16 protein-coding genes are annotated in these 18,748 nt (G+C 65.1%); 6 read left to right on the forward strand and 10 right to left on the reverse strand.

The window, feature by feature from the left end; all coding sequences use genetic code 11:
* Positions 1-80: 80 nt before the first annotated feature.
* The 3 genes from FJ430_RS27635 to FJ430_RS27645 all read right to left on the reverse strand — a co-directional run bounded on the left by FJ430_RS27635 (position 81) and on the right by FJ430_RS27645 (position 3,076).
* Entirely contained in the window at positions 81-878 is a 798-nt protein-coding gene (locus tag FJ430_RS27635; RefSeq protein WP_140643403.1) for an ATP-binding cassette domain-containing protein, read from the reverse strand.
* Positions 875-1,951 carry an ABC transporter permease gene (locus FJ430_RS27640; protein WP_140705420.1) on the reverse strand — a complete coding sequence of 359 codons (1,077 nt, stop codon included), beginning with the start codon at positions 1,949-1,951 and terminating at the stop codon, positions 875-877. The genes FJ430_RS27635 and FJ430_RS27640 overlap by 4 nt, the downstream gene beginning before the upstream one ends.
* Before the next feature lie 96 nt (positions 1,952-2,047).
* On the reverse strand, positions 2,048-3,076 hold the full coding sequence (locus FJ430_RS27645; protein ID WP_140643399.1) for a sugar ABC transporter substrate-binding protein: 1,029 nt from the start codon (positions 3,074-3,076) through the stop codon (positions 2,048-2,050).
* 210 nt (positions 3,077-3,286) lie between these two features.
* Between FJ430_RS27645 and FJ430_RS27650 the strand changes: the two genes are divergently transcribed.
* The 4 genes from FJ430_RS27650 (at position 3,287) to FJ430_RS27665 (ending at position 7,272) form a co-directional block, all read left to right on the forward strand.
* The gene (locus FJ430_RS27650; protein ID WP_140705418.1) at positions 3,287-4,510 is read left to right on the forward strand and encodes an ROK family transcriptional regulator; all 1,224 of its coding nucleotides are present in this window, start codon (positions 3,287-3,289) and stop codon (positions 4,508-4,510) included.
* Between the two features lies 1 nt (position 4,511).
* On the forward strand, positions 4,512-4,958 hold the full coding sequence (locus FJ430_RS27655) for an RbsD/FucU family protein (RefSeq protein WP_140705416.1): 447 nt from the start codon (positions 4,512-4,514) through the stop codon (positions 4,956-4,958).
* Complete coding sequence (locus tag FJ430_RS27660) at positions 4,955-5,878, forward strand: carbohydrate kinase family protein (protein WP_140705414.1); 924 nt, start codon at positions 4,955-4,957, stop codon at positions 5,876-5,878. Before FJ430_RS27655 ends, FJ430_RS27660 begins: the two co-directional genes overlap by 4 nt.
* Positions 5,879-6,129: 251 nt before the next feature.
* Entirely contained in the window at positions 6,130-7,272 is a 1,143-nt protein-coding gene (locus FJ430_RS27665) for a DegT/DnrJ/EryC1/StrS family aminotransferase (protein ID WP_140705412.1), read from the forward strand.
* A gap of 64 nt (positions 7,273-7,336) precedes the next feature.
* Here the strand turns inward: FJ430_RS27665 and cysQ are convergent, their stop codons facing one another.
* Genes cysQ through cysD form a run of 3 tightly spaced genes read right to left on the reverse strand, consistent with a single transcriptional unit; the run spans position 7,337 to position 10,975 of the window.
* Entirely contained in the window at positions 7,337-8,119 is a 783-nt protein-coding gene (cysQ, locus tag FJ430_RS27670; protein ID WP_181175374.1) for a 3'(2'),5'-bisphosphate nucleotidase CysQ, read from the reverse strand.
* 10 nt (positions 8,120-8,129) lie between these two features.
* Complete coding sequence (cysN, locus tag FJ430_RS27675) at positions 8,130-10,067, reverse strand: sulfate adenylyltransferase subunit CysN (protein WP_181175363.1); 1,938 nt, start codon at positions 10,065-10,067, stop codon at positions 8,130-8,132.
* Between the two features lie 2 nt (positions 10,068-10,069).
* Positions 10,070-10,975, reverse strand: a complete 906-nt coding sequence (cysD, locus tag FJ430_RS27680; RefSeq protein WP_264296033.1) for a sulfate adenylyltransferase subunit CysD — start codon at positions 10,973-10,975, stop codon at positions 10,070-10,072.
* Between the two features lie 455 nt (positions 10,976-11,430).
* On the opposite strand from cysD, the gene FJ430_RS27685 reads away from it, so the two are divergent.
* Together FJ430_RS27685 and FJ430_RS27690 are read left to right on the forward strand one after the other, a co-directional pair.
* The gene (locus FJ430_RS27685; RefSeq protein WP_140705404.1) at positions 11,431-12,723 is read left to right on the forward strand and encodes an O-antigen ligase family protein; all 1,293 of its coding nucleotides are present in this window, start codon (positions 11,431-11,433) and stop codon (positions 12,721-12,723) included.
* Positions 12,720-13,691, forward strand: coding sequence for an NAD-dependent epimerase/dehydratase family protein (locus tag FJ430_RS27690; protein ID WP_140705402.1), 972 nt, complete (start codon positions 12,720-12,722; stop codon positions 13,689-13,691). Before FJ430_RS27685 ends, FJ430_RS27690 begins: the two co-directional genes overlap by 4 nt.
* A 19-nt stretch (positions 13,692-13,710) precedes the next feature.
* Here FJ430_RS27690 and FJ430_RS27695 read toward each other — a convergent pair whose 3' ends face one another.
* From FJ430_RS27695 to rfbB, 4 genes are all read right to left on the reverse strand, one after another.
* Complete coding sequence (locus tag FJ430_RS27695; protein ID WP_140705400.1) at positions 13,711-14,241, reverse strand: sugar transferase; 531 nt, start codon at positions 14,239-14,241, stop codon at positions 13,711-13,713.
* 90 nt (positions 14,242-14,331) lie between these two features.
* On the reverse strand, positions 14,332-16,356 hold the full coding sequence (locus tag FJ430_RS27700) for a UDP-N-acetylglucosamine 4,6-dehydratase (protein WP_181175361.1): 2,025 nt from the start codon (positions 16,354-16,356) through the stop codon (positions 14,332-14,334).
* Positions 16,357-16,669: 313 nt separating this feature from the next.
* Positions 16,670-17,572 (reverse strand): dTDP-4-dehydrorhamnose reductase, encoded by a 903-nt coding sequence (rfbD, locus tag FJ430_RS27705; protein ID WP_140705397.1) that lies wholly within the window; start codon positions 17,570-17,572, stop codon positions 16,670-16,672.
* Positions 17,569-18,738 (reverse strand): dTDP-glucose 4,6-dehydratase, encoded by a 1,170-nt coding sequence (gene rfbB, locus FJ430_RS27710; protein WP_226891937.1) that lies wholly within the window; start codon positions 18,736-18,738, stop codon positions 17,569-17,571. The genes rfbD and rfbB overlap by 4 nt, the downstream gene beginning before the upstream one ends.
* Positions 18,739-18,748 lie beyond the last annotated feature (10 nt).

An 18,748-nucleotide genomic window follows, 5' to 3' on the forward strand; every position in this document is an offset into this window, starting at 1 on the left:
CCATCCTAGTGCATTGCAACATATACTCAATCGATTTAGACGGCTGGCCAATGGTCGTGTGCCGGAACAAGACGGCCCAATCAGGCCGTCTCCAAAACTTCCGGCGGGGCCTTGGCGCCGGTCATGAAAGCGACAGCGTCGGACATTGTATATTGCTTCGGATCGATGACGGCGAGGCGACGGCCCAAGCGATGTATATGGATGCGGTCGGCCACCTCGAAGACATGCGGCATGTTGTGCGAGATGAGCACGATCGGCAGGCCGCGCTTCTTGACGTCCAGCATCAGCTCCAGCACGCGGCGGCTTTCCTTGACGCCGAGCGCCGCGGTCGGCTCGTCCATGATAACGACGCGGCTGCCGAAGGCTGCCGCGCGGGCGACAGCAACACCCTGGCGCTGGCCGCCAGACAGCGTTTCGACCGACTGGTTGATGTTCTGGATGGTCATCAGCCCAAGCTCGGACAATTTCTCGCGGGCGATGCGCGCCATGGCCGAGCGGTCGAGCCTCCTCAGCCATTGCCCGGCAAAACCCGGCTTGCGCAGCTCGCGGCCGAGGAACATGTTGTCGGCGATCGACAGCGCCGGCGACAGAGCCAGGTTCTGGTAGACGGTCTCGATGCCGGCCATGCGCGCCTCGATCGGCGAGCGGAAATGCACCGGCTGGCCGTTGAGCTCGATCGCGCCGGAGTCCGGGATAACCGCGCCGCACAGCGCCTTCACCAGCGTCGACTTGCCGGCGCCGTTGTCGCCGATGACGGCAAGGATCTCGCCCGGCATCAGGTCGAAATCGGCATTGTCGAGAGCGACCACCCTGCCGTAGCGCTTGTTGAGGCCTTTGGCCTGAAGAATGGGGACCTGATGAATCGACTGCGTGCTCATGCCGAAATCTTCCTGATCCACTGATCGATGGTGACGGCGAGGATGATGAGGATGCCGACGGTGAACTCCTGCCAGAGCGAGTCGACGCCGGCGAGCGCCAGGCCATTGCGGAAGACGCCGACGATCAACGCGCCGAACAATGTCCCGACGATCGAGCCGCGCCCGCCGAACAGCGAGGTGCCGCCGATCACCACGGCGGTGATGGCATCGAGATTGGCGGTCTGGTTGCCGAGCGGGCTTGCGGCGCCGATGCGGCCGATAAGCGCCCAGGCGGCGACGGCGCAGATGAAGCCGGCCAGCGTGTAGACGGCAATGAACACGCCGCGGGTGTTGATGCCGGCGAGGCGTGCGGCTTCGTCGTCGTCACCGGTGGCGTAGACATGGCGGCCGAAGGCGGTGCGGTTCAACACATACCAGATGATCAGAGCCGTCAGGATCATGGCGATGGCGCCGTAGGTCAGCACCGCGCCGCCTCCCAACCTGATCGTGTGGCCCAGCCACTGCAGCAGCGGTCCCGCCGCCTCGATGTCCTGGGCGCGCACGGTCTCGGAATGCGAGACGTAGATGACCATCGCGCCGTAGACGCTCCAGGTGCCGAGCGTGACGATGAAGGGCGGCAGCTTGATCACCGCCACCAGCACGCCGTTGATCAGGCCGCAGACAAGACCCGTGAGCAGGCCCAGCACGAAACTCAATTCGACCGGCACGCCGTAGGTGACGGTCAGCCTGCCCATGACGATGGACGACAGCACCATCATGGCGCCGACCGAAAGATCGATGCCGGCGGTCAGGATGACCAGCGTCTGGGCAATGCCCAGAAAGGCGATGATGGTGACCTGTTGCAGGACAAGCGAAAGATTGAACGGCGCAAAGAACCGTCCGCCCGCCGCAACCGAAAAGATCAGAATGCCGATGACCAGCACGATGAACGGGATGGCCGTAGGGTATTCGTGCAGGAAGCGCTGGATGCTCTTCAGCACCGAGCCCCGGTCTTCGTCGAAGCTCGCCACGGACTGATCGCTGCCGTGAAGGCCGCGCTCGGCCGAGACCGAGCCGGTTGCGTCGTCGCTCATCTTTATCCCCTCCCAGGATCCCGTGTTTCGGGAAAGGGCGGCCGGAGCCGCCCTTTCGGTGAGTTTAGTCCGTTGTTGCGGGTATTAGGAAGGGCATCAGCCCCAGCAAAGTTCCGCGCCCTTCTTGCTGTCGATCGACTCGACGCCGTTGACGGGCTTGTCGGTGATCAGCGTGGCGCCCGTATCGAAGAACTCCTTGCCGGGGGTCGGCTTCGGCTTTTCGCCGGTCTTGGCGAACTTCTCGATCGCTTCCATGGCCATGGCGGCCATCTTCAGCGGGTACTGCTGCGAGGTCGCGCCGATGACGCCGGCCGCGACGTTCTTGACGCCCGGGCAACCGCCGTCGATCGAAACCACAAGGACCGAGCCGTCATCCTTGCCGGCCGCCTTGAGCGCCTGGTAACCACCGGCCGCCGCCGGCTCGTTGATCGTGTACATCACGCTCACGTCCGGGCACTTCTGCAGCAGCGTTTCCATGGCGGTGCGGCCGCCATCCTCGGCGCCGCCGGTCATCTCATGGCCGCAGATGCGCGCGTCGTCCTCGTCGCCGTATTTCTTCGGATCCTTGATGTCGATGCCGAAGCCCTTCATGAAGCCCTGGTCGCGCAGATAGTCGACGGTCGGCTGGTTGGTGGCGAGATCGAGGAAGGCGATCTTGGCGCTGGAGGCCTTGTCGCCCAGCGTGCCCTTGGCCCACTCGCCGATCAGCTCGCCGGCCTTGAAATTGTCGGTTGCGAAAGTGGCGTCCGCCGCGTCGATCGGATCGAGCGGCGTGTCGAGCACGATGACCAGCAGGCCGGCATCGCGCGCCTTCTTGATGGTCGGCACGATGGCGCTGGAATCGCTCGGCACGATGGCGAAGCCCTTGGCGCCGGCCGAGATCAGGTTCTCGATGGCCGCGACCTGACTGTCATTGTCGCCGTCGAACTTACCGGCAAAGGTCTGCAGCGTGAGGCCGAGCTCCTTGGCTTTGGCCTGCGCGCCTTCGCGCATCTTGACGAAGAACGGGTTGCCCTCGGTCTTGGTGATCAGGCCGACGATGTCGGCGGCATACGAGGCCGTGGCCATCGCGCCGTAAAAGGCAAGACCGGCAACGGCCGCCTTCAGGATAGTCCATTTACGCATGATTTCCTCCCAGTGAACCACTCCGGCGCCGGCCAACCGGCGCCTGCGGAGCGCCCACCGAAGTTCTCCCAGTGTGGGCGCGATGTCAAAGAGACACCAGTCCGTAACGGCTGTCAATAATTAAATCACTCTTATTTATTATTGACACTCTTGCGCTGTTCACTCATTCTGAACGAAAAGCATCGAGGGGAAACAGACGGGAGGAACAGGGTGGAGACCGGCATTGCGAGGCACGGTTCGCCCGAGGCTTTGGAAAGCCGGCTGCATCGCGGCACCAACCAGAGCGGCATGCGCGACCACAATGAGCGGCTCGTGCTGTCCCTGGTGCGCCAGCATGGCAGCCTGGCCAAATCCGACATTGCGCGCATGACCGGGCTGTCTGCCCAGACAGTGTCGGTGATCATGCGCGAGCTCGAGGAAGACAAGTTGCTCGTGCGCCAGGCGCCGTTGCGCGGCAAGATCGGCCAACCTTCGATCCCGATGGCGCTCAATCCGGAAGGCGCCTTTTTCATCGGCCTCAAGATCGGCCGCCGCAGCGCCGAGCTCGTGCTGATCGACTTCCTCGGCAATGTGCGCGCCATGCTGCAGCATTCCTACCGCTATCCCGCACCGCGCGAGACCGTCGAGTTCGTCACCGCCGGCATCAAGACGATGCGCGGCGCGCTGACGCCAGCTCAGGACAAGCGCATCGCCGGGCTCGGCATCGCCATGCCGTTCGAGCTATGGAACTGGGTCGACACGGCCGGCGCGCCGCGCGAGATCATGGACGAATGGCGCCATCGCGACATCCGCGCCGACATCCAGGGGCAGTGCGAGTTTCCCGTCTACCTGCAGAACGACGCGACGTCGGCCTGTGGCGCGGAGCTCGTCTTCGGGCGGGCCGGCGCGGCGCGCGATTTCGTCTATTTCTATATCGGCGCCTTCGCCGGCGGCGGCATCGTGCTCAACGGCCGCCTCTACAGCGGGCCGAAAGGCAACGCCGGCGCGCTGGGCTCGATGCCGGTGCCGGGGCCGGACGGCAAGCCGACGCAGCTCATCGACGTCGCCTCGATCGCGATGCTGGAAAGGGCGCTCTCCGCCAAGGGCATCGACGGCTCCTATCTTTGGACCTCGCCTCAGGAATGGGGCGAGATCGGCGCCGATCTCGACGAGTGGATCGCCAGCGCCTCGCGGGCGCTCGCCTATGCCATTGTCGCTGCCTCGTCGGTCATCGATTTCGAAGCGGCGGTCATCGATGGCTGGATGCCGCTCGACGTGCGGCGCCGGCTGGTCGATACCGTGACGGAAGCGATTGCCCGCATCGATGCCGAAGGACTGAAACTGCCTGTCGTGAGCGAGGGAACGGTCGGCATCCACGCACGCGCCATGGGCGGTGCCAGCCTGCCGCTCTCCGAGCGCTTCCTGATCGGACCGAACACGTCCGGGGGCGCCTGACATGCTGATCGGCATCCCGTCGCTGCTCGGGCCCCAGTTCCTGGCGACGCTCAGGGCAATGGGCCATGGCGACGAGATCGCGATCGTCGACGGCAATTATCCGGCCGAGGAACAGGCGCGGCGGCTGATCCGCGCGGACGGCCACCACGTCATAGCCGTCCTCGACGCCGTGCTCAGCGTGCTGCCGGTGGACGAGGCGGTGCCGGAGGCTTTGTTCCGTGCCTCGGTGCAGGGCGACCCGGCGCTCGCCGACCCCGTGCATCGCGAGATGGAAGCGGTTTGCGCCACGCGCGCGCCGGGCCACAAGGTGGTTGCGCTGGCCGGGCCCGACTTCTATGCACGCGTCAAGGCCGCGCACGCCATCGTGGCGACCAGCGAACCCAGGCTCTTTGCCAACATCATCATCCGCAAGGGCGTGATCCATCCGCCGGAGACCGAGACGACATGATCCTTTGCTGTGGCGAAGCCCTGATCGACATGCTGCCGCGCACCACAACGGAAGGCGAAGCGGCCTTCGCGCCCTATGTCGGCGGCGCGGTGTTCAACTCGGCGATCGCGCTCGGCCGGCTCGGCGCCCCGGCAGGCTTCTTTTCCGGCCTCTCCTCCGACCTGTTCGGCGGCCAATTCCGCGAGGCGCTCGGCGCCAGCAAGGTGAGCTCCACCTATGCGCACACCTCGCCGCGTCCAACCACGCTCGCCTTCGTACGGCTCACCAACGGCCAGGCGACCTACACTTTCTATGACGAGAACACCGCCGGGCGCATGCTGACCATCGAGGACCTGCCGAAGCTCGGGGCCGAGATCGAGGCGATGCTGTTCGGCGCCATCAGCCTGATCTCTGAGCCGGCGGGCTCGGCCTATGAGGAATTCATGCGACGCGAGCACCAAACCCGCGTCATGATGCTCGACCCCAACATCCGGCCGAACTTCATTCCGGACAAGGCCAAGCATCTCAGACGCATCCGCGAGATGATGGCGATGGCCGACATCGTGAAATTGTCGGACGAGGACCTGAAATGGTTCGACGAGGCCGGCTCGCACGAGGATGTGGTGCGCAACTGGCTGGAGCGTGGGCCGCAGCTGATCGTCGTCACTCATGGCAGCGAAGGCGCCGTCGGCTACAGCAAGGCGCACAAGGTCACCGTCATGCCGCAGAAGGTGAAGGTCATCGATACGGTCGGCGCCGGCGACACGTTCAATGCCGGCATCCTGGCCTCCCTGCACGAGCAGGGCCTGCTCACCAAGGCGGCGATCGGTAACCTTCCGGAAGAAGCGATCCGCAAGGCGCTGGAACTTGGCGCCAGCGCGGCGGCGGTAACGGTTTCGCGAGCCGGCGCCAACCCACCATGGCGGCACGAGATCGCCTGATCCGGCGCGGGGACGGCCGTGAGCCCGCCCTTCGCGGCCGATCACTTTATGTTTCCCATCGGTGGAACGACGCGATAAGAGAGGCCGGAAAACGCCTCTCAAAGCTCGGATTTCCGGCTTTTTCAGGCATTGCGCCGGCAAAGTCGGTAACACGCCGCGACACATAAGCAATTTGCGCCGGCCGCCGCCGGCTTTCTCAGCCGGTTCAAGTCTGTTACCAGCGGGCCGGTTTTACAGGCATTGAGGCCGACATGCAGTTCATCGATCTTGGCGCGCAGCGCGAACGTATCCGCGACCGGCTGAAGGTCGCTATCGACAAAGTCGTCGAGGACGGCCGCTATATCCTCGGCCCGCAGGTCGCCGAATTCGAGGACAAGCTGGCGGCCTATATCGGCGTCAAGCATGTGGTCGCCTGCGCCAACGGCACCGACGCGCTGCTTCTGCCGCTGTTTGCCGCCGGCATCGGCCCGGGCGATGCGGTGTTCGTGCCGAGCTTCACTTTTGCCGCCACCGCCGAAGTGGTGGCGCTAGCCAAGGCCGAGCCGGTCTTCGTCGACGTCGACCGCGACACCTACAACATCGACATCGCCAGCCTCGAGGCGGCGATCGAGATGATCAAGAAGGAAGGAAGGCTGAAGCCGAGGGCGATCATCCCCGTCGACCTGTTCGGGCTCTCCGCGGACTACGAGGCGATCATGGCGATCGCCAAGCGCGACAACCTTCTGGTGATCGAGGATGCCGCGCAGTCGATGGGCGGTTCCGCCGACGTCAAAATGTGCGGCGCTTTTGGCCATGTCGGCTCGACCAGTTTTTACCCTGCCAAGCCGCTTGGCTGCTATGGCGACGGCGGCGCCATGTTCACCAATGACGGCGCGCTGGCCGACAAGCTCCGCTCCTTCGCCTTCCACGGCAAGGGCGAGACGCAATATGACAATGTCCGCGTCGGCATCAATTCGCGCCTCGACACGCTGCAGGCGGCGATCCTGATCGAAAAGCTCGCCATTCTCGAGGATGAGATGGTGGCGCGCCAGATCGTCGCCGACCGCTATGCCAAGGGCCTCGGCGACATCGTCAAGGCGTCGCGCAATCTTGGCCATGGCCGCTCGGCCTGGGCGCAGTATGCGATCGAGACGCCGAAACGCGACGGGCTCAAGGCGCATCTCGGCGAAAAGGGCATTCCGTCGGTGATCTATTATGTGAAGCCGCTGCACGAGCAGGTGGCCTACAAGGATTATCCGCGCACGCCGACCGGCCTTGCCGTCTCGGAAGCGCTGCCCAAGCAGATCCTCTGCCTGCCGATGCACGCCTATTTGAGCGAGGCCGACCAGGACCGCATCATCGAGACGATCCGCAATTATATCGGGTCGAACTCGGCGCATGTGGCGGCGGCTTAAAGCCTGAAAGGTCGGCGCCGGACGCCCCTCTGTCCCGCCGGCATCGACAATTGGCAACGCTGCCCTAAGCCGCGCTCTTCCCCGTCGCGATGAAATGCGGGTTGGCGAAATCGCTGTCGCTCGCCTGGTTGCGCTTGCCGTAGACGAGCGGCTCGCCGTCCAGGGTGCGGGTCATGCCGCCGGCGGCGCGCAACACCGCGTCGCCCGCCGCCGTATCCCATTCCATGGTGCGGCCGAAGCGCGGATAGACGTCGGCTTCCGCCGCGGCGAGCAGGCAGAATTTCAGCGATGAGCCGACCGAGACGATCTCGGCGGCGCCAAGGTCGCGGATGAAGGCATCGGTCTCCGGCGTGTTGTGCGAGCGGCTGGCGACGACGGCGAGCGGCGAGCCGCCTGCCCGCACCGTGATCGGCCGGCGGCCGGCCACGCGATAGTCGGGATCGACCTCGAGCGCCTCGGCCTTGCCGGGTCGTCCGGAGAAAAAGCGCCCCGTGCACGGCGCGAAAACGACGCCGACTTCCGGCACGCCATGGCGGACCAGCGCGATGTTGACGGTGAAATCGGTGCGGCGGTTGACGAATTCCTTGGTGCCGTCGAGCGGATCGATCAGGAAGAACGCGCCGTCAAGATCAGGCGTTGCGATGCCTGCCGCAACCTCCTCCTCGGCCACGCAAGGGATTTCCGGATAGGCGGCGCGCAGGCCGGCGAGGATGATCTTCTCGCTTTCGCGATCGGCTTCCGTCACCGGCGAAGAGTCGGCCTTGCTGTCGACGGCGCAGCCCTCGTGGAAGACGCGCATCACCTCGCGCCCGGCTTCGAGCGCCAGGCGCTCGAAGACGCCCAACATCGCCTCGTCGTCAGATACCGCCGCCATTGTCGTACTGCTCCTCGGCAATGTCGCGTTCGGTCAGCCAATGTTCCAGGGCTTCCGCCATCTCCTGCGGGCTCCTGCCGAGAGTCTTCAGGTGAATTTCCGGATTCTGCGGCGCCTCATAAGGAGAATCCACGCCGGTGAAATTCTTGATCTCGCCGCTCAAGGCGCGCGCGTAAAGGCCCTTCGGATCCCGCCTCGCGCATTCCTCGAACGGCGTGTCGACGAAGACCTCGACGAACTCGCCCTCGGCCATCAGCTCGCGCGCCACGCGCCGTTCGGCGGCGAAGGGCGAGATGAAGGAGACGATGACGATCAAGCCAGCATCGGCCATCAGCTTGGCCACCTCGGCGACGCGACGGATGTTTTCCACGCGGTCGGCGTCGGTGAAGCCGAGATCGCGGTTGAGGCCGTGGCGGACATTGTCGCCGTCGAGGATGTAGGTGTGGCGGCCGGACGCGAACAGCTTCTTCTCGAACAAATTGGCGATGGTCGACTTGCCGGAGCCGGAAAGGCCGGTGAACCAGAACACCGCCGGGCGCTGGTTCTTCAGGTCGGAGCGGCCGCGCTTGCCGACGTCGAGCGACTGCCAATGGATGTTTTCGGCGCGGCGCAGCGAATGCAGGATCATTCCGGCGCCAACGGTGGCGTTGGTGATGCGGTCGATCAGGATGAAGGCGCCGGTGGTGCGGTTCTCGGCGAAGGGATCGAAGGCGATCGGCGCGCGGGTAGAGAGGTTGCAGACGCCGACCTCGTTGATGTCGAGCGACTTCGCCGCCTCATGCGCGAAATCGTTGACGTTGACCCGGTATTTGAGCTCGGTGACGGTGGCGCTGACCTGATCGGTCTCGGTGCGCAGGACGTAGGAGCGGCCGGGCAGCAGCGCCTGCTCGTCGAACCAGACGATGTTGGCGGCAAACTGATCGGCGACCTGCGGCCGTGCGGCCGGCGACACCAGCAGGTTGCCGCGCGACACCTCCACTTCGTCCTCGAGGACGAGCGTGACCGCCTGGCCGGCAACCGCCTGCTCGAGATCGCCGCCCTGCGCGACGATGCGCTTGACCCGCGACGCCTTGCCCGACTTGGCCACGACGACCTCGTCTCCTTCAGAGACCACACCCGAGGCGATGGTACCGGCGAAGCCGCGGAAATCGAGGTTCGGGCGGTTCACATACTGGACGGGGAAGCGGAAAGGCAACTCGACGGCGGCCTCGTCGACCGACACGGTTTCGAGATGCTCGATCAGCGATGGCCCAGAATACCAGGGCGTGCGCTCCGATCGGCTGGTGACGTTGTCGCCGAAGCGCGCCGACATCGGGATCGGCGCGATGCTGACGAAGCCGAGCTCCTTCGCGAACTCGCCATAGTCGGTGACGATCCGGTCGAACACGGTCTCGTCGAAGCCAACGAGGTCGATCTTGTTGACGGCAAGCACGATGTGCCGGATGCCGAGCAGCGAGGCGATGATCGAATGACGCCTGGTCTGGCGAAGCACACCCTGGCGCGCGTCGATCAGCACGATGGCGAGATCGGCGGTCGAGGCACCCGTAGCCATATTGCGCGTATACTGCTCATGGCCGGGCGTGTCGGCAACGATGAACTTGCGCTTCGGCGTGGCGAAGAAGCGATAGGCGACGTCGATGGTGATGCCCTGCTCGCGCTCCGCCTCCAGCCCGTCGACCAGCAGCGCGAAATCGATGTCGTCGCCGGTGGTGCCGTGCTTGCGCGAATCCTTCTCGAGCGCCGCAAGCTGGTCCTCGAAGATCTGCTTGGTGTCGGAGAGCAGCCGCCCGATCAGCGTCGACTTGCCGTCGTCGACCGAGCCGCAGGTGAGAAAGCGCAGCAGCGACTTCTTCTCCTGCGCGGCCATGTAGTCGCGGATCGAATCGGTCGGGGCGAGGCTTTTTGCCATGATGTGGCGCATTATCAGAAATAACCCTCGCGCTTCTTCTTTTCCATCGAGCCGGCCTCGTCGCGGTCGATGAGGCGGCCCTGGCGCTCGGAGGTGCGGGCGGTCAGCATCTCGCCGACAATGGCCTCCAGCGTGTCGGCGTCGGACTCGATCGCGCCGGTCAGCGGGTAGCAGCCCAGCGTGCGGAAGCGCACGAGCCGGTTATCGACCGCCTCGCCGGGGCGCAGCTGCATGCGGTCATCGTCCTTCATGATCAGCATGCCGTCGCGCTCGACCACCGGCCGCTCCTTGGCGAAATAGAGTGGCACGATCGGGATGTTTTCCTGCAGAATGTACTGCCAGATGTCGAGCTCGGTCCAGTTGGACAGCGGGAAGACGCGGATCGATTCGCCCGGCGCGATGCGGGTGTTGAAGATCTTCCACATTTCCGGCCGCTGGTTCTTCGGGTCCCAGGCGTGCTGGGCGTTGCGGAAGGAAAAGATGCGCTCCTTGGCGCGCGACTTCTCCTCGTCGCGGCGGGCGCCGCCGAATGCGGCGTCGAAGCCGTATTTGTCGAGCGCCTGGCGCAACGCCACCGTCTTCATCACATGGGTGTGGGTGTTGGAGCCATGATCGAAGGGGTTGATGCCCTCGCGAACACCATCCTCATTGACGTGAACCAGGAGGTCGAAGCCAAGCTTCTGCGCCATCTGATCGCGAAAGGCGATCATCTCGCGGAACTTCCAGGTGGTGTCGACATGCAGGAACGGGAAAGGCGGCTTGGCCGGATAGAAGGCCTTCATCGCCAGATGCATCAGCACGGACGAATCCTTGCCGACCGAATAGAGCATCACCGGCTTGGAGAAAGATGCCGCGACCTCGCGGAAGATGTGGATGGATTCGGCCTCGAGCCGCTGCAGATGCGTGAGCGCGATATTCATGGAGCGTCGAGCGTTCTTTCGTGCCGTGGAGCGGAAATCTTGCATCGCAGGCGCAATTCCATGCCCCCGGGCGCAGATTTCACTTCAGACAAACTGTTTCGTGCGGGCGTTCTAACAGATCGGCGCCGCCGATAACAATGCAAGACCCGCGCGGCGCGAGGTGATTAGAGAACGAATTTTCCAAGCGCGGCCGGCAAAGCGGAAAATCGTGCCGGAGCCATCGAAAACGCGGAAGCGGAGAAAGCCCGTGGCGTCCGGGGAATTCCGAGGCCGTCCGATCGTGGCCTGGATCGGGGATTTCTGCCGCAACATCGTCGACCGCACTATCGCGGAGCGGCGCCAGCCGCTATACGGGCTCGGGGAACGGGCAAGGCGCGGCAAACGGAGATCGGCGAGGCGGCCTCTGGCTGGCTCCATGGATCCGGGCGCAACCTGGAAAATTGCGAAGCAAGCATTTGAACCCGTTTACAACGCTCCGGCGCCACCTCACGCCCGCACAGATCAACATCTATTTCTCGATCGTCTGCTTTTTCTCGCCGCCGGTGCTTGGATCGCTGGTCAGCATCGCCTTCAATGCCGGTGGTGTGTGGTCCGCGATGCTTCTGGCCGCGAAACGCCGGCGCTTCAACATCGACCGGCCGATGCTCGCCGTCACGGTGGCGATCTACGCCTATTGCGCGGCCATGGTTCTGGCTTCGATCGTCAACGGCACGCTGGCCGCCGATTTGCGGTTTTTCCTGCCGTTGATCACCTTCCTGCTGTTCCCCATCTCCTATTCGACCTGGAGCATCACCGAGAAGAGCGCGCTGGCACGCATCGCCATTCTGGCCAGCACCGCGGCCTGCTTCGGCGCGCTGGCGATGGCCGTGTTCCAGTATCATCGGCTCGGCGTGAGGGCGGAGGGCGGCGCCGGCAATCCGATCGTTTTCGCAACCGTTACCTGCCTTGCCGTCATGACATGCCTTGCCGGCGCGCTGTCGGGCATCGAGAAACGCTGGAAGCTGCTGGTCCTGGCGGCGATCGCCGGAGCCATTGCGATTGTCTATTCGGGATCGCGCATGATCTGGGTGGCCGTGCCGATCGCCAGCATCGTCGTGCTTCTCATCAACCGTCGCCGGTTCACCGGCGCCAGCCTGGCACGCTTCGTGGCGATCGGCGTCGTGGTCGCCCTTGTGATCGCCGCCATCGGCTCCCGCGCCGTGCTGGATAGAACCGACTTCCTGGTCAGCGACTGGGATGCGCTGAACGCCAATGGTGACCATTCGACGGCGCTCGGCCTGCGCGTGGCGATGTGGGAAATCGGCTTTGCCGCGTTTCGCGACATGCCGATTTTCGGCCATGGCATCTCGGCGAGCCGGGCGCTGATGAAGCAGGGTTTTCACGAGCAGTTCGGCCTAAGCGCGGGTTTCAGCCATTTTCACAATGGCTTCCTGACCGCGCTGGTCGAGGCCGGTCTGCTGGGGGCGCTGGCCCTGGCGTCGATTTTCGTCGTCGCCGCCTGGAACGCGGCACGGACGCTGCGCCTCAGCGTCGATCCGGTGGAGCGGTTCGGCGCGACGATCGTCCTTGTCGCGGTCATCACCTATCTCACCGGCGGAATGGCCGGCATCCTGGTCGGCCACGACATCCTCGACGCGACGCTGATGGTGTTCCTGATCTCGGGGACCTACCTTGCATCCGGGCGGACGGCAGCGCCAACCGGGAGAAGCGCGCCTGCGGCGGCGCCGGACGCCAGCCTGCAACCATGAAGGTCCTGGTCACCGGCGCGACAGGCTTCATTGGACGCCGGGTCGTCAGCCGGTTGCGTGAGGCCGGATTCGGCATACGGATCGCCTCTCGCCAGCCGCAGCAACTGGCGGGCGCGGACGATGCCGTAGCGCTGCCCAGCGCCGATGCGCCGGACGAAGCCTTCCTGGAGCTGATGCGCGAGGTGACGCATGTCGTCCACTGTGCGGCGCTCAACAATGACCGCCGCGCCGGCGAGGCCGACTTCCAGGCCGTCAATGCGATGCTGACCGGACGGCTCGCCCAGGCGGCGGCCATGCGCACCGCCGGGCGCTTCATCTATCTTTCCTCGATCCGCGCCGTGGTGGGCGCCGGTTTCAGCGGCACCATCGACGAGGCCACGCCCCCTGCCCCGCAAGACGCCTATGGGCGTTCCAAGCGCGAAGGTGAGATCAAAACGCTGGAGGCTTTCGCAGCGGCAGGGCGCGCCGGGGCGACGGCGCTGCGGCTGCCGCCCGTCTATGGCGAAGGCATGAAGGGAAATCTGCGCGGGCTGACGCGCCTCGCTGCCAATGGCCTGCCGCTGCCAGAAGCCGCCCTGACGGCGGTTCGCTCGCTCGTCTCGCAAGACGCCGTGGCCGGCGCCGTGATGCATCTTCTGACCCGTCCCACGCCGCCGCACCCGATCTATGTGCTCAGCGATGCTTCGCCGGTTGCGATGTCCGAAATCATCACCGCGTTCCGGCGCGGATACGGCCGGCCGGCCCGGCTTTTCCCCATGCCGGCCTTGCCGCTGCGCCTGCTGGCCACGCTGCTTGGCCGGCAGGCGTCATGGCAAGCCTTCATGGCGACGCAGATCTGTGACCCGTCTCTGCTGGCCTCGGAAGGCTGGATGCCGGAAACCGATACGCTCGGCCGGCTTGAGGAACTGGCGCGGCAGGCCGGTCAGAACGATTCCGGAAAGCGGCCAGGTTCGGCGCCTTCGCCGTAGCTTTCCCTGCGGAAGCGCCTCAAAAGAACGTAGCCAGCAATATCTTGAGGTCCAGGCTGGTCGAGGCGGCCTTGATGTAGGCCGCGTCGGTTTCCGCGCAAAGTTTTGGATCGGACATGTCGATCCCCTTGATCTGCGCGAGCCCTGTAATGCCTGGAAGTGCGGTGAGCACGCCCAGTTCCCTGCGCCGTTCGATCAGTTCCGCCTGCGTCGGCAGGCATGGACGAGGGCCGACAAGGCTCATCTCGCCCTTGAGCACGTTCCAGAGCTGCGGCAATTCGTCGATCTTGGTTGCCCGCAGCACCTTGCCGACCGCGGTGACCGAACCGGCCGGCGCTTCGTGCGTGGGCAAGGAAGGCGTTGCGCGATACATCGTACGCAATTTGCGGCAGGCAAAGAGGGCTCCTCCCCGGCCGACGCGGATTTGCGAGAAGATGGCCGGGCCGGGCGATGTTGCCCGGATTGCCAGCATCGCGACAAGCAGGACGGGAGCCGCCACCACCAGCATCGGAACGGCGACCGCGAGGTCGAGCGCGCGCTTCGCGGTCATCGCTCAGATCCGTCGCCAAAGGGGGAACAAGAGCGGCACATCCAGCCTGTGTTCGGGTACACTTGGGTGGCTGCGCATGAACAAGTCAGGCTAAGCTGTTTGCCCTGCCGCTTTCGGCATGTCGCGATCTGGAATGTTCTGGTCCTGATGTAGCCCCGCCAGCACCGTAAGCGCGGCGGTCTTGTCGCGATCGTGCATCGCGGCCACCAACGCCGGCAGGGCCGCCTCGATCTTCGGCCATTCGATGACGCCGGTCCTGAGGCCGAAGATCTTGGCGGTGTCGAGCTTGACCACCTCCTCGTTCTCGGCATGCAGCGTCTCGTGCAGCTTCTCGCCGGGCCTGATGCCGGTGAAGCGGATCGGAATATCGGTATAGGGGCTTTTGCCGGCCATGCGGATCATGGTTTCGGCGACTTCGAGGATCGGCACGGGCTTGCCCATGTCGAGCATGTAGATGGCGTAGTCATCCGCGCCCCGGCGCTGCTCGGCATCGGCGGCCGACATGATGACGAGGTCGACGGCCTCGGCCACGGTCATGAAATAGCGGGTCATGCGCCGGTCGGTGATGGTGACCGGCCCGCCGGCCTCGATCTGCGCCTGGAAGATGGTCGCCACCGAGCCGTTGGAGCCGAAGACGTTGCCGAAGCGCACGGCGATGAATTTCGTGCCCGAATGATGCAGATCGGGGGCGCCGGCATGGTGGCCATTTGCCGCGCGGGCACGCGGCGGCGGTGAGGCCGCCTGGGCTTCATGCAGCGAGGAGACGACCTGTTCGGCCGCCCGTTTGGTGACGCCCAGCACCGAAGTCGGGTCGACGGCCTTGTCGCTGGAAATCAGCAGGAACTGCGGCACCCCGCATTCGGCGGCGATCTCGGCGCAGGCGAGCGTCCCGAAGACATTCGTCTCGATCGCCGCTTCCCAGTTCTCCTCGAGCAGCGGCACGTGCTTCAGCGCCGCGGCGTGAAAGATGATCGCGGGTTTGAACTCGCTGACGAGGCGCGTCATGTGAGGCCGGTCGGTGACGTCGACGATGCGGCTGGTCAGCCGGTCGCGTTCGCCGTCGTCGGTCTGCTGATCGAGCTGGAAGATGCCGAACTCGGAATTGTCGGCCACCAGCACCGCCTCGGCGCCCAGTTCCAGCGCGCGCTTGACCAGCACGCGGCCGATGGAGCCGGCGCCGCCGGTGACCATCACGCGCTTGCCGCCGACGAAGGCGCCGATGCGCGTGATGTCGGTGGCGACCGCCGAACGGCGCATGATGGTCGCCATTTCGACGGCATCGAGAACCAGCTTGCCGCCCTGCCCCAGTTCCGACAGGCCGGAAAACTGGACGACGGCGATGCCGCTGTGGCGGGCGACGCGCACCAGCTCGGCATAGTCCTCGATCTCGCGCTCAACCCCCTGGCCGAAGATCAGGAGGTCGAGGTTTTCCGTGCCCTTGACATATTCCTCCAGCACCTCGACCAGGCGCGGCCGCAGCGCCACGACCGGAACGCCCTGGATCCGCGTGCCGAGCGGCGCGTCGCTCTCGGTGGCCATGATGCCGGCGATGGCGTATTCGGCAGGCATGGCCGTGCGGGTGAAGCGGACGATCAGGTCCGCCTCGCTCAGCCGGCCGATGAACAGCGCCTGCTTGGTCGAGGCATCGCCGGCGGCGCGGCGCAGGATGCGCCAGCTCGCGCCGTCGCGCAGGAAGCGATAATAGAGCCTGGGCGCCGAAATGATGGTGAAGGAGACCAGGAAGAAGACGATGAACTGGCGCTCGTTGAGGCCGGCGACCGGCTGGAAGAAGAAGCGGAAGGCAAGCGAGGCCAGATAGAGAATCACCGTCAGGCTGCCGCAGCCCTTCAGGATGTTGAAGAAGTCGGGCGTGGAGGCAAAGCGCCAGACGGTGTTGTAGAGGCCGCTGGATCGGAACAGCAGATGGGCGATGAGCACGATGAGCGCCCAGCAGGCCAGCCCGCCGGAAGAGAACGCGTCGAAGGAAAGCCGCGACTGCGACAGGATGAGGCTAAGCGCAACCGCGACCAGGACCATGACGAGGTCCTGGACCATGATGATGGCGCGCCGCATCCTCGGTCGGAGTTCCGATACGGCTTCTACGTATGCGGTCATTGGGCAGTACTGGCTCCAGGCGCGGGATATGCCTACCAGAACGGCGCCGGCCCGACCAGCGTCCGGCACCACCCTGGATTGCAAATCCCCTACCCCCGTAACCCGGTTATCGCCTTAGCGCGGAGCGAGCGGGAGAGCCAGAGGTTTTTTGTTTGCATTGCGCTGTAGTGTTGACGAAGGGGCAGGGCATGGCCATTTGCTCCCCCGCGGTCATCTCAGAGCATCCTTCTACGACGCCTCGTTCATCGCATCGGACTGTCTCTATACGGCGCGCCAGATCGCTTCGGACCTATTCCATGGCACGGGCTGTCGATCAACGTCCCGAGGCCGAACGGTCGGCGACGATACGACCTACGGCAGCTCCGGTCGATTCCCGCCAATCCGGAGCGGTCCACCTGAATGCAGCCGCCGATTTCGCGCTCGATAGCCGCGAATTGGCCGGCCGCCTTGCCTTTGTCGGATAATCGGCGGTTGCGATGTCGAGGATACGGGCATGCGGACCGCCAAGGGCCTGGCTCGTATCCAGGATGTGACGGGCAAAGCCGCTCCAGTTGATCTCACCGGTGCCCGCCAGATGGTAGACGCCGAAGGCGGCGAAATTGCTGTCGTCGACCAGTTTCGCCGCCGCATGCAGGATCGCCTCGGCAATATCATGCGCGGATGTCGGATTGCCCCATTGATCGGCGACAACCGCGATCTCGTCGCGCTCGGACGCCAGCCGCAGCATCGTCTTGACGAAGTTTCTGCCGAAGGGGCTGTAGACCCAGGCGGTGCGCAGGATGAGGTGGCGGGAGTTAGCGGCCGCCACAGCCTCCTCGCCGGCGAGCTTGGAGGCGCCGTAGACGCCGAGCGGCGCGGTCGGGTCGGTTTCGACATAGGCGCCGTTCTTGGTGCCGTCGAACACATAGTCGGTCGACAGATGGATGACGGGAACGCCGAGCCTTGCCGCGGCTTCGGCCACCTTGCCGGCGCCGGTGGCGTTCACGGCGAAGGCCAGATCCTTCTCGTCCTCGGCCTGGTCCACGGCAGTGTAGGCGGCGGCGGAAACGACGATGTCGGGCCTCGCCGCTTCGAGGGCTGCGAACACCGTGTCTGGCCGCGCCAGGTCGAGCACCGGCCGGCCGACGGCGACGACCTCGACATCGTCGCGGCCCCGCGCCGCCTCGACCAGGCTTGCGGCGACTTGGCCCTCGCGTCCGGTGACGGCAAGCCTCACGTGGTCACCTTCCTGCTCTCGGCCGCGTTCCCGGCCGAGCTGCTTTCGACCCTTGCATTTTCGATCTGGGCGTTCTCGACCGGGGCGTTTTCGATCGGGCGCTTTTGCGCCGTAGCTCGGCCCAGCCGCGCGCCGTCGTAGCGCTGCTCGCGGATCGGCCCCCACCACCATTTGTTGTCGAGATACCAGTCGACGGTCCTTGCCAGGCCGCTGTCGAAGTCCTCCCGCGGCGCCCAGCCGAGGTCGCGCGCGATCTTGGAGGCGTCGATCGCATAGCGCCGGTCATGGCCGGGGCGGTCGGTGACGAAGGCGATCAGCTCGCGATAGCGCTTGCCGCCGGCGCGCGGCCGCCTCAGGTCGAGAAGATCGCAGATCGCCTCGACGACGCCGAGATTGGTGCGCTCGGAATTGCCGCCGACATTGTAGCTCTCGCCCGGCTGCCCCCTGGTGGCCACCAGTTCAAGGGCCCGCGCGTGGTCCTCGACGAACAGCCAGTCGCGCACATTGGCGCCGGCGCCGTAGACGGGCAGCGGCTTCTCGTCGAGCGCGTTGAGGATGACCAGCGGGATCAGCTTTTCCGGGAAATGATAGGGGCCATAATTGTTCGAGCAGTTGGAAAGCACCACCGGCAGGCCATAGGTCTCGTGCCAGGCCCGCACCAGATGGTCGGATGCCGCCTTCGAGGCCGAATAGGGCGAGGACGGCGCGTAAGGCGTCTCCTCCACGAACATGCCGCCGTCGAAAGGCAGGTCGCCAAAGACCTCGTCGGTCGAGACATGATGGAAACGGAAGCCGCCTTGGCGAGTCTCGGACAGTCCGCGCCAGTATTCCAGCGCGGCATTCAGGATGCGGTAGGTGCCGACGATGTTGGTCTCGATGAAGGCGCCGGGGCCGTCGATAGAGCGGTCGACATGGCTCTCGGCGGCGAGGTTCATGACGATGTCGATGTCGTCGCGGCGCAAGATCTCCAGCACCGCGCGCTCGTCGCAGATATCAGCCTGCTCGAAGCGGTAGTTGTGCGCGTTCTCGATCGGCCTCAGCGATGCGAGGTTGCCGGCATAGGTCAGCTTGTCGAGATTGGTGACGCGATAGGCCGGATTGGCGCACAGATGCCGGCACACGGCCGAGCCGATGAAGCCGGCGCCTCCGGTGACCAGAAAATTCATGCCGCCATCC

The organism is Mesorhizobium sp. B2-8-5, from assembly GCF_006440675.2.
GTDB lineage: Bacteria > Pseudomonadota > Alphaproteobacteria > Rhizobiales > Rhizobiaceae > Mesorhizobium.

What these genes read in the sequence shown, in the direction of transcription:
- FJ430_RS27640 (WP_140705420.1), bottom strand. Translation starts at nt 1,951, where the DNA reads ATGAGCGACGACGCAACCGGCTCGGTCTCGGCCGAGCGCGGCCTTCAC.
- FJ430_RS27665 (WP_140705412.1), top strand. Translation starts at nt 6,130, where the DNA reads ATGCAGTTCATCGATCTTGGCGCGCAGCGCGAACGTATCCGCGACCGG.
- FJ430_RS27690 (WP_140705402.1), top strand. Translation starts at nt 12,720, where the DNA reads ATGAAGGTCCTGGTCACCGGCGCGACAGGCTTCATTGGACGCCGGGTC.
- FJ430_RS27645 (WP_140643399.1), bottom strand. Translation starts at nt 3,076, where the DNA reads ATGCGTAAATGGACTATCCTGAAGGCGGCCGTTGCCGGTCTTGCCTTT.
- FJ430_RS27660 (WP_140705414.1), top strand. Translation starts at nt 4,955, where the DNA reads ATGATCCTTTGCTGTGGCGAAGCCCTGATCGACATGCTGCCGCGCACC.
- FJ430_RS27700 (WP_181175361.1), bottom strand. Translation starts at nt 16,356, where the DNA reads ATGACCGCATACGTAGAAGCCGTATCGGAACTCCGACCGAGGATGCGG.
- FJ430_RS27655 (WP_140705416.1), top strand. Translation starts at nt 4,512, where the DNA reads ATGCTGATCGGCATCCCGTCGCTGCTCGGGCCCCAGTTCCTGGCGACG.
- cysD (WP_264296033.1), bottom strand. Translation starts at nt 10,975, where the DNA reads ATGAATATCGCGCTCACGCATCTGCAGCGGCTCGAGGCCGAATCCATC.
- FJ430_RS27635 (WP_140643403.1), bottom strand. Translation starts at nt 878, where the DNA reads ATGAGCACGCAGTCGATTCATCAGGTCCCCATTCTTCAGGCCAAAGGC.
- FJ430_RS27695 (WP_140705400.1), bottom strand. Translation starts at nt 14,241, where the DNA reads ATGACCGCGAAGCGCGCGCTCGACCTCGCGGTCGCCGTTCCGATGCTG.
- cysQ (WP_181175374.1), bottom strand. Translation starts at nt 8,119, where the DNA reads ATGTTGGGCGTCTTCGAGCGCCTGGCGCTCGAAGCCGGGCGCGAGGTG.
- rfbB (WP_226891937.1), bottom strand. Translation starts at nt 18,738, where the DNA reads ATGAATTTTCTGGTCACCGGAGGCGCCGGCTTCATCGGCTCGGCCGTG.
- cysN (WP_181175363.1), bottom strand. Translation starts at nt 10,067, where the DNA reads ATGCGCCACATCATGGCAAAAAGCCTCGCCCCGACCGATTCGATCCGC.